Source organism: Sulfitobacter sp. AS59 (assembly GCF_038899995.1).
Taxonomy (GTDB): Bacteria; Pseudomonadota; Alphaproteobacteria; order Rhodobacterales; family Rhodobacteraceae; genus Sulfitobacter.
Genome location: NZ_JBBMQK010000001.1, coordinates 599,060 through 614,680 on the forward strand (window position 1 = coordinate 599,060; position 15,621 = coordinate 614,680).

Genomic DNA, 15,621 nt, shown 5'->3' on the forward strand with positions numbered 1-15,621 from the left:
AAAAAACACCTGTGAACTGGTCATGCCAGTCAATTTGGCCTAACAAATCGTTGTCTATAGTATGCGACTAATGAAATCTGACCGGCCAAAGGCGAAATATGCGTATTTTTTCCATTCTTGCGGCAATAGCCGTTTCCGCCCTCTTGTACATGGCGATCTTTGAACGGGACATATTGTTGGGCCGGTCTGACGCACAGCCAGACGATGCCACGGCAGCGCAGGAAGGCGCGGCAGAGGACGGCGCAAACCCGTCCCAAATCGCTGAACAGCAATTGGTCAAGGTCGTGGTGCAGCGCAGCACCGCCAGCCCCTTGGCATCGGCCGTGATTGTACGTGGCCAAACCGCCGCCGCCCGGACCGTTGATGTCGCCTCAGAAACATCCGCCATCGTGACGTCCCCGCCCCTGCGCAAAGGGACGAAAGTCACCGCAGGTGATACCATGTGTACGCTGGACATCGGCACACGCGGTGCCGCCAAAAGCGAGGCCGAAGCCCGCCTTGCCGAGGCTGAATCGCGCGTACCCGAGGCCCAAGCCCGCGTTGAAGAGGCCCAAGCCCGCCTGGACGAGACATTGATCAAGCTGAATGCAGCCGAAAAGCTGGGCGCAGGCGGGTTTTCATCCACCACACAACTGGCAACCGCACAGGCAACAGCCGCAGGTGCGCGGGCCGGCCTAAGCTCTGCCGAAGCCGGGTTGAACGCGGCCAAAGCCGGGATCGAAGCCGCCGCAGCCGCCGTGGCCAGCGCCCAAGCAGAAATCGACCGCCTGACGTTAACCGCCCCCTTTGACGGATTGCTGGAAAGCGACACCGCCGAATTGGGCAGCCTTTTGCAAACCGGCAGCCTCTGCGCCCGCGTGATCCAACTGGATCCGATCAAGCTGGTTGGGTTTGTCCCCGAAACCGAGGTGAACCGCGTCGCGCTTGGTGCTATGGCCCGCGCGCGGCTGGCCGCAGACAACCGCGAGATTGGCGGTCAGGTCACGTTTATCTCTCGTGCGTCTGATCCGACAACACGCACCTTCCGCATCGAAATTGACGTTGACAACAGCGATCTGTCCATCCGTGACGGCCAAACCGCCGAAATCGCCATTTCCTCTGACGGGGTCGACGCGCATTTGCTGCCGCAATCTGCGCTCACCCTGAATGACGAGGGCATCTTGGGCGTGCGTGTCATCGACGACGCGAATGTGGTTGGCTTTGTGCCCGTGCAACTGGTCCGTGACAGCAAACAGGGCGTCTGGGTCAGCGGCTTGCCGCAAACGTCAGATGTGATCGTGTTGGGACAAGAGTACGTGATTGCTGGCGTCACCGTTGCACCCACTTACAAAGAGGTTACCCAATGAGTGGTATCGTCGATTGGGCCGCTGGCCGTGCCCGCATGGTTATGGCGTTTATTCTGCTCAGCCTTGTGGTGGGCGGATATGCCTATTCGACCCTGCCCAAAGAGGGTGAACCCGACATTGAAATCCCTGCCCTGTTTGTATCCGTGCAGTTCCCCGGTATTTCCGCCATCGACAGTGAAACCTTGCTGGTCAAACCGATGGAGACCGAGCTGTCCGATCTGGACGGGCTGAAAACCATGACCGGCACCGCCGCTGAAAACTATGCCGGTGTCGCGCTTGAGTTTGAATTTGGCTGGGACAAAACCAAGATCATGGCCGATGTGCGCGACGCCATGAGCACAGCCGAGGGCAAATTCCCCGAAGGTTACGAGAAATATTCGATCACCGAGATCAACTTTTCCGAATTCCCGATCATCATCGTCAACCTGACCGGCCCCGTGCCCGAACGCACGATGGCCCGTGTCGCCCGCGAATTGCAGGACGAGCTGGAAGGCATGGATGCGGTGCTTGAGGCCGGGCTTGCTGGCGACCGTGACGAGATGCTGGAGGTCTTGATCGATCCGCTGCGCCTTGAGGCCTATGACGTCACCGCTGGTGAATTGATCAACACCGTTCAGAACAACAACCAACTGATCGCCGCAGGCGAGGTACAGTCGGATCAGGGGACATTCTCGGTCAAGATTCCGTCGTCCTTTGACGAGCCGCGCGATGTTTATGACCTGCCCGTTAAAACCAACGGGGATCGCGTTGTGACCTTGGGTGATCTGGCGACCATCAACCTGACCTTTGAAGACCGCGAAGGCACCGCACGTTTTAACGGCGAGAAGACGCTGGCCTTGCAGGTGGTGAAACGCAAGGGTTTCAACCTGATCGACACGTCTTCCCGCGTGAAACAGGTCGTGGCCGAGCAGAGCGCGAATTGGCCCGACGGGCTGAAGGCCGCCGTGAAAATTGGCACCTCGAACGATCAAAGCCGCGTCGTGGACAGCATGGTGCAACAGCTTTTGGGGTCTGTTCTGACCGCCGTGGCGCTGGTGATGATTGTGGTGCTGGCGGCCCTTGGTATCCGCGCGGCGCTGCTGGTGGGTTTTGCGATCCCGACCTCGTTTCTTTTGTGTTTCGCCTTTTTGGCGCTCATGGGCATCTCGATCTCGAACATCGTGATGTTCGGGCTGATCTTGGCCGTGGGCATGTTGGTCGATGGGGCCATCGTTGTGGTCGAATATGCCGATGCGCGCCAGCAACAAGGCGAAGGGCCGATGCAGGCCTATGTCACCGCCGCCAAGCGCATGTTCTGGCCGATCATTTCGTCCACGGCCACGACGCTATGCGCGTTTTTGCCAATGCTGTTCTGGCCCGGTGTGCCGGGGCAATTCATGGGCATGTTGCCCGTCACCTTGATTTTCGTTCTGTCCGCCTCCCTTGTCGTGGCCTTGGTCTATCTGCCTGTCTTGGGCGGCGTGACCGGGCGGCTGGAACGCTGGATGGCTGATAATATGACAGCCATCGCGGGCTTGCGTTTTTACCTGCATCTGCTGCTGTTTCCGGTCGCCTTTGCGATGGTGGCCGTTCCGATGGCGCTGGCACAGCCATTGTTTGGGGTGATTTCCGCGCAATTTGCGTCAATGGACGGGCTGGATATTCTCGGCTCCGTCATTCCTGTATTTGCCATCGTTTTCCTTTGCATTGCGGCGCTCGCGGCCTTGGTCTCGATTGGCATCTCGGGTGCGATGTTGGGGCTGGTCAGCTTTTTCGCGCTGTTCACGCGCATGGGGCGCGGTGGCCAATGGGTTACGTCCAAACTGTTCAGCAAGCCTGTTGATGTGATCAAATCGGGCTACCGCAGATCGGCATTCGGGCGCGTGATCGAATTTATCGCGGGCAACCCCGTGATGCCGCTGGTCGTGATTGGTGTGGTGTTTGTCTTTGTCGGCACCACAATGATCTTCTTTAGCAACAACTCAAAGGGCGTCGAATTCTTTGTCGAATCCGAACCCGAGCAGGCCATTGTCTATGTCTTGGCGCGGGGCAACCTGTCGCTGACGGAAAAAGACGCGATCATGAAACAGGCCGAAGAGATCGTGCTTGACCATCCCGGCGTGCTAACCGCCTTTGCCTTCGCGGGCGAAGGTGGGTTGGACAGCAATACCGGTGGCGCGCAGGCCCCCAAGGACAGCATCGGCCAAGTCCAGCTTGAAACGATCCCATGGGAAGACCGCGCCCTGCAGCCCGAGCTGGATGGCGATATCGTGATTTCAGAGCTGACCGAAGAACTAAGCCAGATCCCCGGCGTCAAAATCGAAATTCTGGCGCAGGCCCGTGGACCGGCGTCGGCCAAGCCGGTGCATCTGCGCCTGAAAGGCAATGACTTTGACGATCTGATCACTGCGACCGAACTGGCGCGCGACCATTTCGACAAAACCCCCGGCCTGACCCTGATCGAAGACACACGCCCCCTGCCCGGCATTGATTGGCAAATCGACGTGGATGTCGCCAAGGCGGGCCAATACGGGGCCGATGTGCTGACCGTCGGTGCCATGGTGCAACTGGTGACGCGCGGGTTGCTGCTGGATACCATGCGGGTTGATACCTCAGACGAAGAGATCGAGATCAGGGTTCGCCTGCCCGAAGAAGACCGCGTGCTCAGCACCCTTGATACGCTCAAGGTGCGCACGATTGACGGCTTGGTGCCACTGTCGAATTTCATCACCCGCAAGCCTGTGCCAAAGCTTGCCGAGATTAACCGCGTCGATCAAAAGCGGTACCTTGATATCAAGGCTGGGGTTTCGGTCGGTCTGGCCAAACTGGTGAAAACCGAAGTGATCGACGGCGCGGAAACCGACATCACCCTTGCCACCATGCGCCCTGCGGCATCTGACGCGGATATCACCACACTGGATGGTACCAGCTATAAGATCACCGACCGCACGGTCGCGGCGGCCGATATTGATCTGCAAGATGGGATGGACAAAGCGCAGCTGCGCATGATCCCGATCAACGCCAACGAACGGATCACCGAGATCAGCAAATGGCTTGAGACGAACCCGCTGCCCGCTGGCATCACCACGGAATGGACCGGCGACCAAGAGGATCAGGCCGAAAGCCAGGCATTCCTAAGCTCTGCCTTTACGGCGGCCTTGGGGTTGATGTTCATCATTCTGCTGGCCCAGTTCAACAGCATCTATAATTCGGTGTTGGTGTTGATTGCCGTCGTTCTGTCAACCACAGGCGTGTTGATCGGGATGCTGGTGATGGACCAGACGTTTTCGATCATCATGACCGGCACGGGGATCGTCGCCTTGGCCGGGATCGTGGTGAACAACAACATCATTCTAATCGATACCTATCAGGAATTCAGCCAGTACATGCCCCGGATCGAGGCGATTATTCGCACCGCGCAGGCCCGTATTCGCCCGGTTCTGTTGACCACCATTACAACGATGGCGGGCCTTGCCCCGATGATGTTCGGCCTTAGCCTTGATTTCGCCAATGGCGGTTACACCATCGACAGCCCCACTGCCCTGTGGTGGAAACAACTGGCGACGGCTGTGGTGTTCGGCCTTGGCGTGGCAACGGTGCTGACGCTGATGGTGACGCCCTCGCTATTGGCCCTGCGGGTCTGGGCCACCACCTATGCCCGCTGGGTTGCCCAGTTGCTGGCCAAGATGTCGCTGGGCCGTGCCAGCAAGGCAGCACAGGATTGGGCGCTGGAAAAGGATGCGCAACGTCTTAAGACAGGCATCCTGATCTGGGGCGACGACGCAGCCCCTTTGTCAAAGCTGAAGGTAGCGGAATAACCCCTAGGCGGTAGCAAGTTCCATTTGCTGCTGCCGCAGCTTTGGCATGGTCACAATCACCAGCCCCACCGCCGCCAGCCCGCATAGCGCAATGCTGACGACCATGGGCAATGCGGTCCCGTCAAAGAACGGGGTCGACAGGCCAATGCAGGCCGCGCTGATCATCATGGTCATGCTGCCGCTTAGGGATGATGCCATGCCTGCCCGCCGTCCGTGGGCGTCAAGCGCCGCCACCATGGCCGACGGGATCACCACACCAAGGCAGGCGTAGGCCATAAACAATCCGATCAGCAGCAACCACATGCCTTGGAAACCCGCCAGTTCAAGCAGGGCCAACACGGTCGCGCAGGTGGCAAACCCGATCACGCCGCGCCCGATCAATGTGGCCAGCCCCCAGCGATCTGCCAGACGTCCAGCCATCTGGGTGGCAATGAAAAACCCGACCGCATTAAACGCAAAGGCCAATGAAAATTCCGTCGGCGTCAGCCCGTATTCTCCGGTGTAGACAAAGGATGCACTGGACACGAACAGGAAAAAGCTGGCCATGCCAAAGCCCGCAATAAAGGTCAGGCCTAGGAAAACCGGATCGCGCAGCAATATCCCGCAGCTGCGCGACAGCTCCTTGATATTCACCTTGCGCCGACGCTCCTGTTTCAGGGTTTCTGGCAGGGTCACCTGCGCCAAGGTCAGGCTTAGGCCTGCAAATATCCCCATCACCAAGAAAATCTCGCGCCAGCTGCCGACCGCCACAATGCCGCTGCCCGCCAAGGGGGCTAGCATCGGCGAGATCGAGATCACCAGCATGATCGTTGCCATCAACCGCGTGGCCTGCGCGCCCGTGTACATGTCGCGGATAATCGCACGGGGGATCACCATCACGGTCGCACCACCCATCCCCTGGATCAGGCGACCAATCACCAAAACCTCGATTGTGGGGGCAGCTGCGCAGATGACCGATCCGACTGCAAAGATGCTCATCCCGATTAGCAACGTCTTTTTACGCCCGATCTGATCCGACAGCGGGCCGTAAACCAGCTGCGACACCCCATAAGCCAGAAAATACGCAACCAAGGTCAATTGCGCGCCGGAAACCGATGTGCCCAGTGCGGCCTCGATCGCGGGCAATGCGGGCAGATACATGTCGATGGCGAAGGGGCCGGTCACACAGATCAGTCCGAGAATTAGCGCCGTGCGGAGCATGCTGGTTTGCATGGGACGTTCCTTTTGAATTGGATATCGAGGCGCTTTAACAGGGCCGTTTACATAGAAAAATGAGAGAGGCTTACCGCAAAATACCGGTGATCTGCCCCATAGACGTGGCCGCGGCAGTCACTTAGCGCGTGACCGCCGCGCCGTATAATTAAGTTTCATCCTCGGACTGTTGACGCTGCCATAGCTGCGCATAACGACCATTGCGCGCCAGCAGATCATCATGGCTGCCCTGCTCGACAATCTCGCCCTGCTCAAGCACCACAATTCTATCTGCTTCGGCAACAGTAGACAGACGGTGCGCGATGGTCAGCACCGTACGGCCCTTGCCCGCCTGACGCAGTGCATCTTGAATTTCGTGCTCTGTCTCGCTGTCCAGGGCGCTGGTGGCTTCGTCCAGCAACAAAATCGGCGGGTTCTTGAGCAAGGTCCGTGCAATCCCCACGCGCTGCTTTTCACCGCCCGACAGCTTTAGCCCCCGCTCGCCCACGGCCGTGTCATATCCGTTTGGCAAACTTTGGATAAAGTCATGGATCTGCGCGGCTTTCGCCACGGCTTCAATCTCGGCTTGGGTGGCATTATCGCGGCCATAGCCGATGTTATATCCAATCGTGTCGTTGAACAGCACGGTGTCTTGGGGCACCACCCCGATGGATTTGTGCAGGCTGTCTTGGGTCACGTCACGCACGTCTTGGCCGTCGATCAACAGCGCGCCGCCGTTCACATCATAAAACCGGAACAACAGCCGCCCGATGGTGGATTTTCCCGATCCCGTTGATCCGACAATCGCAACCATCTCACCCGGTGCGGCCTCAAGCGATATGCCCTTGAGGATTTGCCGCTCAGGGTCATAGCCGAACTTCACGTCCTTCAACGTCACCCGACCGCCGTCAACCTTTAGGTCTGGCGCGTTTGGTTTGTCTTTAATTTCAGCGGGTTGATCCAGCAACGTGAACATCTGCCCCATATCAACAAGCGCCTGCCGGATTTCACGATAGACCGTGCCGAGGAAGTTCAGCGGAATGGTGATTTGCACCATATAGGCGTTCACCATGACGAAATCACCAACTGTGAGCGAGCCGTTTTGCACGCCAATCGCGGCCATGATCATCACACCAACCAAACCACAGGTGATCAGCAGGGACTGACCAAAGTTCAGGAACGCCAGCGAATAGTTGGTCTTGATCGCGGCCTCTTCATAGCCTGCCATCGCCATATCATAGCGCTGTGCCTCGCGGTTTTCCGCGCCGAAATACTTGACCGTTTCATAGTTCAGCAAGCTGTCGATGGCCTTTTGATTGGCATCGGTATCTTGGTCGTTCATCTGGCGGCGCAGCTTTACCCGCCATTCGGTCACCGCAAAGGTGAACCAAACATACAGCCCGATGGTCACGGCAACGACCAGCAGATACCAGAAATCAAACAGCACCGTCAGAATGATCCCGATCAATATCAGCTCAAGGATCAGCGGCCCGATCGAGAACAGCAAAAAGCGCAGCAGAAAATCAACGCCTTTGACCCCACGCTCAATAATCCGGCTTAGGCCGCCGGTCTTGCGGGTGATGTGATAGCGCATCGAAAGGCGGTGAATGTGGTGAAAGGTTTCCAACGCCAGCATTCGAAGCGCACGCTGCCCGACCCGCGCAAACACCGCATCGCGCAGCTGTTGAAAGCCGACATTCATCGCCCGCGCCACGCCATAAGCAATGGTCAGACCAATCGCGCCAAGGGCCAAAAGCGGCACGCCTTCGTTCGCCAGCCCGTCAACAGCACCTTTGTAAATAATTGGAATACATACGGAAATCAGCTTGGATATGACCAAAAACAGCATTGCCCAAACCACACGCTTTTTCACCCAAGGCATGTCCTTGGGCCAAAGATAGGGGGCGACCTTTTTCAACACCAAAAGGTTTGACTGACGCTCGGCTGCGTTGGCCATTTCTTCTTCGGTCATGGGGGTGCGAGGCGGGTTTTTAGCACCAGGTGCGGCGCGGGTGGTATCGGCTGACATAAATTTTCCTGAATGCTTGCGTCACTACATAGGTCGCAAGCCACAGGGTTGCCAGAGCAACGGGCAAAATCATCACGCTAATTGGACGCCGCGCGCGTTAGTCGGGCAGATCGAAGACCTGACCGGGATAAATCAAATCGGGGTCGCGGATTGAATCGCGGTTCGCCTCGACCACGCGCAAATACAAGGTCGGATCGCCATAGCGTTCGCGGGCAATGGCCCAAAGCGTCGCCCCTTCCTGCACGGTAACCTCTTTGATCGGGCCATCATAATTGGCAGTGGCGCGTGCCAAAGTCTCGGCGCTTTCGCGTTTGAATGGTGTTTCGACCCGGCTGATCACGTCGCCGTCTTGGTTCAGCTCGTCCACTCGCAGGGTATAGATCCCGGTATCGATCCCCTCGATATCACCGCGCCAGCGCCCCTCTTCGTTTACGGGCAATTTACCAACGGCTGCATTGTCCAGATACACCTGAACGGCGGCACCTGTCGATTGGGCGCGCCCGGCAAGCTGTACCTCGCCCTGCTCGGAATATGTGATGGTGTCCAGCGCCACACTTTGCGCCGCATCACGGGTTTCATCGGTTAACAACTCCACCCCGTCCTGCGTCGATTTCAACAGCGCCACCTGCTGCGGGGCGTCATCCTGAGCGGTGGTTTTTGGGGCGGTGTCGACAGGATCAGCCTGTGTAGTTTGAGCCATGGGTTCTTCGGTTTGCGCTTCGTTCTCAGCGACTTCCGAGGTCGTCTGAATGTCTTCCTCAACCGCCGCAACTTCGGGGGCCTTCGGCATCATGGGGGCCAGAATAACCTCATCTTCGGAGCGGGTTTCGGTATCTTCCACGTCGGCCTCAAGGCTTAAAACTTGCCCCTTTCCGTCGGGGGGCAGGATGGCAAGCGTTGCGAATTTTCCGGCGCTATCGGCGGTGGTTGTCGCGATCTCGGCTCCGTTGCTGACGACCTTGACCTCGCTGCCCGGCGCGGCGCGCCCTGCGATGACCGTTACACCATCCGCATCGCGGCGCACCTCGTCAAAACTGGGCTTTTGCGGGGTTGGTTCGGCGCTCTCGGCAACGGTTTCCGGCTTGGCAGAGGTTTCCGGCTTGGCAAGTTCCGGGGCCGCTGCGGATTGGGCGACAGGTTGTGCGGTTTCTGACACGTCTTCTGACAGGTCGGTGTCGGGGGTAAGACTAGGAACAAAAAGGAGATATCCCGCCACGACCACAACCGCAGCAACGACAACCCCGCCCAAAACCTGAGCATTTCGCGATTGGAACACCGACATTACCACCACCCCTTGGTACTCACCACATTGAGCCCTTGTAACAAGCAGGTTATCAAGGGTCAAAATAGAGCTGCACCGCAGTTTCACATTTGCTGACAAGGACCCCCGTCATGTTTCAAAAATCCATCTGCGTTTATTGCGGATCACGCCCCGGTGCGGACCCTGAATACATGGCCGCCGCGCAGGCCATGGGCCAGGGGTTGGCAGACAACAATTGGCGGCTGGTCTATGGGGCGGGCGATGTTGGATTGATGGGTGCGGTTGCCCGTGCAGCACAGGACGCAGGCGCGATAACCTTTGGCGTGATCCCCGAACATCTGGTCAAATGGGAGGTCGGGAAAACCGATTTGACCCAATACATCGTGACCGAAACGATGCACGAGCGCAAAAAAGTCATGTTCATGAACTGCGATGCAGTCGTCGTCCTGCCCGGCGGGGCCGGATCACTGGACGAGCTGTTCGAGGTGTTGACATGGCGGCAGCTGGGTCTGCATGAAAAGCCGGTAATTCTATTGAATACAAATGGTTACTGGGACCCGTTGATCCAGCTTTTGGATCATGTTGTGGCGAACGGATTTGCGGATAAGACGCTGCTGGATTACTTTGTATCCGTCCCGGATGTAGATGCCGTGTTTGAGGCGCTAAAAACTTCCTTCGCCTGACAGACACCTAGCTGCGCCTGATCTTTTGGATCGATGCAAACCGACGAACCTGCCACATGCGGAGCTATCGCAGCACCAACTGTTAGCGCTGTGAGGGCGCATCTAAGCGCCCGTTCCTGATATATTACGTGAGGCAGACAGCCGGCAGGAACAGGCATTCAAAGCCACCCCATCCGCCGCCAGACGCATCTAAAGCCGGCGTGGCTTACCTGCCCCGCCGGCTTTTTCGATGTTGCAAAAATATCTCGCTCTAAGCGGGCTTCACACAGGGCTAAGCCTTCTCTAGCTCTGCCTTCACGATCTTTTCGATCTCATCCATAGGATGATTGGTCAGCGTCTTAGGGATTTCACCAACAACCTTGGCCGCGACCTCTTGATGCATTTCATCGCGCAATTCGCCCAAAGTTTTCGGCGGCGCAACGAGTACGATTCTTTCGAATTTCCCTTTGTGGACCTGCTTGTACAGGATTTCCGACAGCTCGTGGGCAAAGCGGTCCTTTGACAGCTGATGCCAGTCGGTGTCATCCACAGCCGAGCGGTGGACGGACGGACCATCGTTAAAGCGCCCGCGGCGGTTGGCGGCTTGATCCCGGTTTGGCGGATTGTCCTGCTCTTCCTCGCGGAAGACTTGCAAGAACGGGTCTTCGGCATCCGTCTCGTTCACCATAAACAGTGCTTTTTCACCGTCGGCGATCAAGACCCAGGTTCCATTTTCCAGCTTTGCCATTTGTCTGCTCCTGTCGTGAGAGTTGCGTCATTAAGAAAACACTTCAAAAATACACTTGTTCCAAAGAAAAAGCCCCGCGAAAATTGTTCACGGGGCCTTCGATCTTAATGCATTAGCAATTTACATGCGCGAGGCGACGTTTTCCCAATCGACCAAGTTGTCGAGGAAGTTTGTCAGATAGTCAGGACGCGCGTTGCGGAAATCGATGTAATAGGAGTGTTCCCACACGTCGCAGCCCAGCAATGCTGTTTGGCCAAAGCAAACGGGGTTCACGCCGTTTTCGGTTTTGGTAACCTTCAGGCCGCCGTCCGTGTCTTTAACCAGCCACGCCCAGCCGGAACCGAACTGACCTGCGCCAGCCGCTTTGAAATCATCCTTGAACTTGTCAACGGAACCAAAGCTTTCGGTGATGGCTTTTTCCAGCTCGGTCGGCATTGCGTTGCCTTTTGGCCCCATCATTTCCCAGAACTGGTTGTGGTTCCACAGCTGGCTGATGTTGTTGAAAATGCCGCTTTGGGCGACCGCTTTGGGGTCATAGGTGCCTTTGATGATCTCTTCGAGGGATTTGTCAGCCCATTCGGTGCCTTCAATCGCTTTGTTTCCGTTCACAACATAGGCATTGTGGTGCTTGTCGTGGTGATATTCCAGCGTTTCAGCGGACATGCCTTTGGAAGCAAGGGCGTCGTGGGCATAGGGAAGATCGGGAAGTGAAAAAGCCATTTTTTGGGCCTCCATTGATTAATTTCATCTGGGTCACATGAAGCCCCTCAAGGCCTAAGGTCAAGGGGCAGGACGCAAAAGAACGTCCCCCCAAGACCCGCCAATAAACACGGGTTCACCTGACGTCTTGGTACCTCAACAAATCAAACCCGCGCTAAGTTCCGTTATCGCAACGGGTTTTATGCGCAGGCTATGACTGCAAAGGTTAACTGCGGTGGTAATTCACCTCTGATCCGGGCTGTGCCGCGGTTTTCAGCAGATCAAAGACATATTGCGCGACCGACCGGAAACAGACCAGTTCTGCCGTATCATCATCAATCAACCAGAATGCCGCTGGCACCTGCGCAAGCCGCGTGCGCCGGATCGTGCCGGGGGCAAATGCATCGGGGCTGGTATCCACCGGAGCCAGCTTGGCCAGAACCTCGCGGGTGTGTGTGCCGGTAATGCGGAAAACGGCGCGGGCATCAGATACGTTCACGGCCAACGCATGATTGCTGCCAATGGCCTTGTGCAACGTCTCAAGGTTGGTGGCGACATCCGCATAGGGGCCGATCAAGAGCAGCTCATCCGGCGACATCCAGGCAACGCCTTTGCCGTCCTCAAGATTGATGCCGCGCATCTCCGGCATGGCAACACCGGTGATCTTCTTGACAGGTTTTTTCAGATAACCCGCAGTCAAATCACCACGGAGCGAGATCATACCAATCGGATCAAGGGCGGTGATTTCTGCGATGCCTTGCGTGTAAACGGCCCCGTTCAGGGCGCTGATGGGCTCAGACATTCTGCTTCTCCCCTTCTTTATCGTAAAACACCGGATCGACGATTTTCGCGTTGTAGGTTTTGCCATCGGTGCCGGGGAATTCCAGCACCTCGCCCATGCGGTCAGGGCCGTTCAGGACCAGCCCCATGGCGATGCCTTTACCCAGCGTGGGCGAATGATAGGTGGACGTCACACGCCCAATCATATTGCGCTGGTTGTTTTCATTGACGCCTTCGCCCACGGCATAGGCCCCGTCTGGCAAGGTGCTGCCATCGGTTGTCTCAAGCCCCACAAGTTTCCAGCGGGTCGGGTCGACCATATGGCTGCGCTGCTGCGCGCGTTTGCCAAGGTAGTCTTCTTTCTTTTTCGAGATCGCCCAGTTCAGCCCCAGATCCTGCGGGATTACGGTGCCGTCGGTTTCGTCCCCGATCATAATGAACCCCTTTTCGGCGCGCAGAATGTGCAGACATTCGGTGCCATAGGGCATTACGCCCAAGTCATTGCCCGCAACCATCAACGCATCCCAGAATGCCTGACCCACGCCCGCATCCACGGCGATTTCATAGCTCAGCTCGCCCGAGAACGAGATACGGTAGATGCGGCATTTAAACCCGCCCAACTCTCCATCGACCCACTCCATAAAACCAAGCGCGTCTTTGCTGACATCCATCCCGCCCAGCTTTTCAAGGCATTTGCGGGCATTGGGGCCAACGACAGCGATCTGCGCATATTGCTCGGTCACATTGGCGACATAGACGTTCCAATCCCACCATTCGGTTTGCAGCCATTCCTCCATATGCTGGTGGATACGGTCCGCGCCGCCCGTGGTGGTATGGCACAGGAAGGTGTCATCATCGATGCGCGCGACCACGCCATCGTCGATCAGAAACCCGTTTTCCGAACACATCAAGCCATAGCGGCATTTGCCCGGTTTCAGGCTGCTCATCATATTGGTGTAGAGCATATCAAGGAACTTGCCCGCATCCGGCCCTTTGACGATGATCTTGCCAAGGGTGGACGCATCCAGCAGGCCCATATTGGTGCGTGTGTTGGTCACTTCGCGCATGACCGCGTCATGGATCGTCTCGCCGGGGCGGTTATAGGAATAGGGCCTGCGCCAATGGCCGACAGGTTCCCATTCAGCCCCATTCGCCGCGTGCCAGTCATGCATCGGCGTGCGGCGCAGCGGTTGGAACACGTCACCGCGCGCCTCCCCGCCAATCGCACCCATCGAAATCGGGTGGTATGGCGGGCGGAAGGTGGTCGTGCCCACGGTTGGAATATCCGCATCCAATGCCCCTGCAAGCGTCGCAAGGCCGTTGATATTGCTCAGTTTTCCCTGATCCGTCGCCATGCCAAGGGTGGTGTAGCGCTTGGTATGCTCGACGCTTACAAAACCCTCTTGTGCGGCAAGGCGCACGTCGGACACTTTCACGTCGTTCTGGTAATCCAGCCACGTCTTTTCGCGCAGCTTGACGTTGGCACCGTGGGGCATCATCCAGACTGGGGCCAAGGGGGTTTCCTCTTGACGCTCGGCATTAGGGGAAACCACATCGGCAGGTAGTTTGAAGCCCAAGGTCGTAACAACGCCATCCGCCGCCGCGTGGGCATCATGCAGGATATCGTCCAAGCTAAAGAAGCCCGCCGCAGCACCTGCGGCTGTGACAAACCCATGTCCATCCGCACCAATGGGTGGGTGGTTCACATCAGGGCGGAAGGTGGCAAGCGCTACATCCCACACCAGTTTGCCGCCGCAGTGGGACCACAGATGCACCACGGGCGACCAGCCGCCCGACATGGCGACCGCATCACAGTCGATGGTTTCCAGCACTGCACCTTCGCCAGCCTGGCTGCAGACGTTGACGGCTGTCACCCGTTTGCCACCTTGGACCGACGACACCGCGTGGCCCATCATCACCCGTATGCCCAGCTCTTTAGCGCGGGCCATCAGGGTGGAATCCTCAGGCAGCACGCGGGCATCAAGGATCGCAGGCACGTTCAGGCCCGCCTCGGTCAGCGCGATTGCCGTGCGATATGCGTCATCGTTGTTGGTGACGAGGACCGTGCGATCCCCGATGGAGACACCGAAATTCACCAGATAATCCCGCACAGCGGCCGCAAGCATGACGCCGGGGATGTCATTGCCCGCAAAGGACAATGGCCGTTCAATCGCGCCGGTTGCGGTAATGATATGGCCCGCCCGGATGCGCCACAAACGGTGGCGTGGCCCTTGGGCCGCTGGCGCGTGGTCGGTCAGGTGTTCATAGCCCAGCACATAGCCGTGGTCATAGACCCCTGCCCCCATCACGCGGGTCCGCATCTGGACGTTTTCCATCGCAGACAATTCGCTGACCAGCCCGTCGATATGGGACGTCACCGACGCCCCTTCGACGGTACCGCCATCAACTGGCGCGCGGCCACCCCAATGGGCGGTTTGCTCCAGCAAGATCACCTTGGCCCCGGCACGCGCGGCGGTGCGCGCGGCCTCGAGCCCCGCAATACCGCCACCGATGATCAACACATCGCAAAAGGCGTGGAAATGCTCATAGCTGTCCGCGTCTTGTTCTTTGGGCGCTTTGCCCAGACCGGCGGAGTGACGGATAATCGGTTCATACACATGTTTCCAGAACGGACGCGGATGGATGAACATCTTGTAGTAAAAGCCCGCAGGCAGGAACCGGCTGAGGTGTTTGTTGATCGCGCCCACATCGAATTCGAGGCTGGGCCAATGGTTCTGGCTGGCCGCTTCAAGCCCGTCAAAAAGTTCGGTCGTGGTGGCGCGCTGGTTGGGTTCAAACCGCCCGCCACGACCCAGGTTCATCAACGCGTTGGGTTCTTCTGGGCCCGCGGCGACAATGCCACGGGGGCGGTGATATTTGAACGACCGGCCCACCAGCATCTGGTCATTGGCAAGAAGTGCCGAGGCAAGCGTGTCCCCTTCGTAGCCGCGCAACTGTTTGCCGTTGAACGAAAAACTGACAGCATTGGATTTGTTGAGCAGGCGGCCGCCTGTGGCAATTCTGGTGCTCATGGGTCTAACCTTGGTGTTTGCGGAGAGCGCGGATGCCTCCGGCGGGAGTTTTTTTGGGCAAAATGAAACAGCGACA

At 57.8% G+C, this 15,621-nt stretch carries 10 protein-coding genes; 3 read left to right on the plus strand and 7 right to left on the minus strand.

The window, feature by feature from the left end; translation table 11 throughout:
* Positions 1-98 precede the first annotated feature (98 nt).
* Both WNY39_RS03015 and WNY39_RS03020 read left to right on the plus strand, forming a co-directional pair.
* Positions 99-1,346: an efflux RND transporter periplasmic adaptor subunit gene (locus tag WNY39_RS03015; RefSeq protein ID WP_342843931.1), complete on the plus strand. Its 1,248-nt coding sequence runs from the start codon at positions 99-101 to the stop codon at positions 1,344-1,346.
* A complete protein-coding gene (locus tag WNY39_RS03020) occupies positions 1,343-5,143 on the plus strand; it encodes an efflux RND transporter permease subunit (RefSeq protein WP_342843933.1) in 3,801 nt (1,266 codons plus the stop codon). Before WNY39_RS03015 ends, WNY39_RS03020 begins: the two co-directional genes overlap by 4 nt.
* 3 nt (positions 5,144-5,146) lie before the next feature.
* Here the strand turns inward: WNY39_RS03020 and WNY39_RS03025 are convergent, their stop codons facing one another.
* The 3 genes from WNY39_RS03025 to WNY39_RS03035 all read right to left on the minus strand — a co-directional run bounded on the left by WNY39_RS03025 (position 5,147) and on the right by WNY39_RS03035 (position 9,645).
* Entirely contained in the window at positions 5,147-6,355 is a 1,209-nt protein-coding gene (locus tag WNY39_RS03025) for a multidrug effflux MFS transporter (protein ID WP_342843934.1), read from the minus strand.
* Between the two features lie 148 nt (positions 6,356-6,503).
* Positions 6,504-8,306: an ABC transporter ATP-binding protein/permease gene (locus tag WNY39_RS03030; protein ID WP_342844351.1), complete on the minus strand. Its 1,803-nt coding sequence runs from the start codon at positions 8,304-8,306 to the stop codon at positions 6,504-6,506.
* A gap of 154 nt (positions 8,307-8,460) precedes the next feature.
* Positions 8,461-9,645, minus strand: a complete 1,185-nt coding sequence (locus tag WNY39_RS03035; protein WP_342843935.1) for an Ig-like domain-containing protein — start codon at positions 9,643-9,645, stop codon at positions 8,461-8,463.
* A gap of 110 nt (positions 9,646-9,755) precedes the next feature.
* Between WNY39_RS03035 and WNY39_RS03040 the strand changes: the two genes are divergently transcribed.
* Entirely contained in the window at positions 9,756-10,307 is a 552-nt protein-coding gene (locus tag WNY39_RS03040; protein WP_342843937.1) for a TIGR00730 family Rossman fold protein, read from the plus strand.
* A gap of 271 nt (positions 10,308-10,578) precedes the next feature.
* Here WNY39_RS03040 and WNY39_RS03045 read toward each other — a convergent pair whose 3' ends face one another.
* From WNY39_RS03045 to WNY39_RS03060, 4 genes are all read right to left on the minus strand, one after another.
* Positions 10,579-11,034, minus strand: coding sequence for a host attachment family protein (locus WNY39_RS03045; protein WP_342843939.1), 456 nt, complete (start codon positions 11,032-11,034; stop codon positions 10,579-10,581).
* 120 nt (positions 11,035-11,154) lie between these two features.
* Complete coding sequence (locus tag WNY39_RS03050) at positions 11,155-11,754, minus strand: superoxide dismutase (protein WP_342843941.1); 600 nt, start codon at positions 11,752-11,754, stop codon at positions 11,155-11,157.
* Positions 11,755-11,959: 205 nt separating this feature from the next.
* Positions 11,960-12,535, minus strand: a complete 576-nt coding sequence (locus WNY39_RS03055; protein ID WP_342843942.1) for a sarcosine oxidase subunit gamma family protein — start codon at positions 12,533-12,535, stop codon at positions 11,960-11,962.
* Positions 12,528-15,545: a sarcosine oxidase subunit alpha family protein gene (locus WNY39_RS03060; RefSeq protein WP_342843944.1), complete on the minus strand. Its 3,018-nt coding sequence runs from the start codon at positions 15,543-15,545 to the stop codon at positions 12,528-12,530. Before WNY39_RS03060 ends, WNY39_RS03055 begins: the two co-directional genes overlap by 8 nt.
* Between the last annotated feature and the right edge of the window lie 76 nt (positions 15,546-15,621).

What these genes read in the sequence shown, in the direction of transcription:
- WNY39_RS03030 (WP_342844351.1), bottom strand. Translation starts at nt 8,306, where the DNA reads ATGACCGAAGAAGAAATGGCCAACGCAGCCGAGCGTCAGTCAAACCTT.
- WNY39_RS03015 (WP_342843931.1), top strand. Translation starts at nt 99, where the DNA reads ATGCGTATTTTTTCCATTCTTGCGGCAATAGCCGTTTCCGCCCTCTTG.
- WNY39_RS03050 (WP_342843941.1), bottom strand. Translation starts at nt 11,754, where the DNA reads ATGGCTTTTTCACTTCCCGATCTTCCCTATGCCCACGACGCCCTTGCT.
- WNY39_RS03040 (WP_342843937.1), top strand. Translation starts at nt 9,756, where the DNA reads ATGTTTCAAAAATCCATCTGCGTTTATTGCGGATCACGCCCCGGTGCG.
- WNY39_RS03035 (WP_342843935.1), bottom strand. Translation starts at nt 9,645, where the DNA reads ATGTCGGTGTTCCAATCGCGAAATGCTCAGGTTTTGGGCGGGGTTGTC.
- WNY39_RS03055 (WP_342843942.1), bottom strand. Translation starts at nt 12,535, where the DNA reads ATGTCTGAGCCCATCAGCGCCCTGAACGGGGCCGTTTACACGCAAGGC.
- WNY39_RS03060 (WP_342843944.1), bottom strand. Translation starts at nt 15,545, where the DNA reads ATGAGCACCAGAATTGCCACAGGCGGCCGCCTGCTCAACAAATCCAAT.
- WNY39_RS03020 (WP_342843933.1), top strand. Translation starts at nt 1,343, where the DNA reads ATGAGTGGTATCGTCGATTGGGCCGCTGGCCGTGCCCGCATGGTTATG.
- WNY39_RS03045 (WP_342843939.1), bottom strand. Translation starts at nt 11,034, where the DNA reads ATGGCAAAGCTGGAAAATGGAACCTGGGTCTTGATCGCCGACGGTGAA.
- WNY39_RS03025 (WP_342843934.1), bottom strand. Translation starts at nt 6,355, where the DNA reads ATGCAAACCAGCATGCTCCGCACGGCGCTAATTCTCGGACTGATCTGT.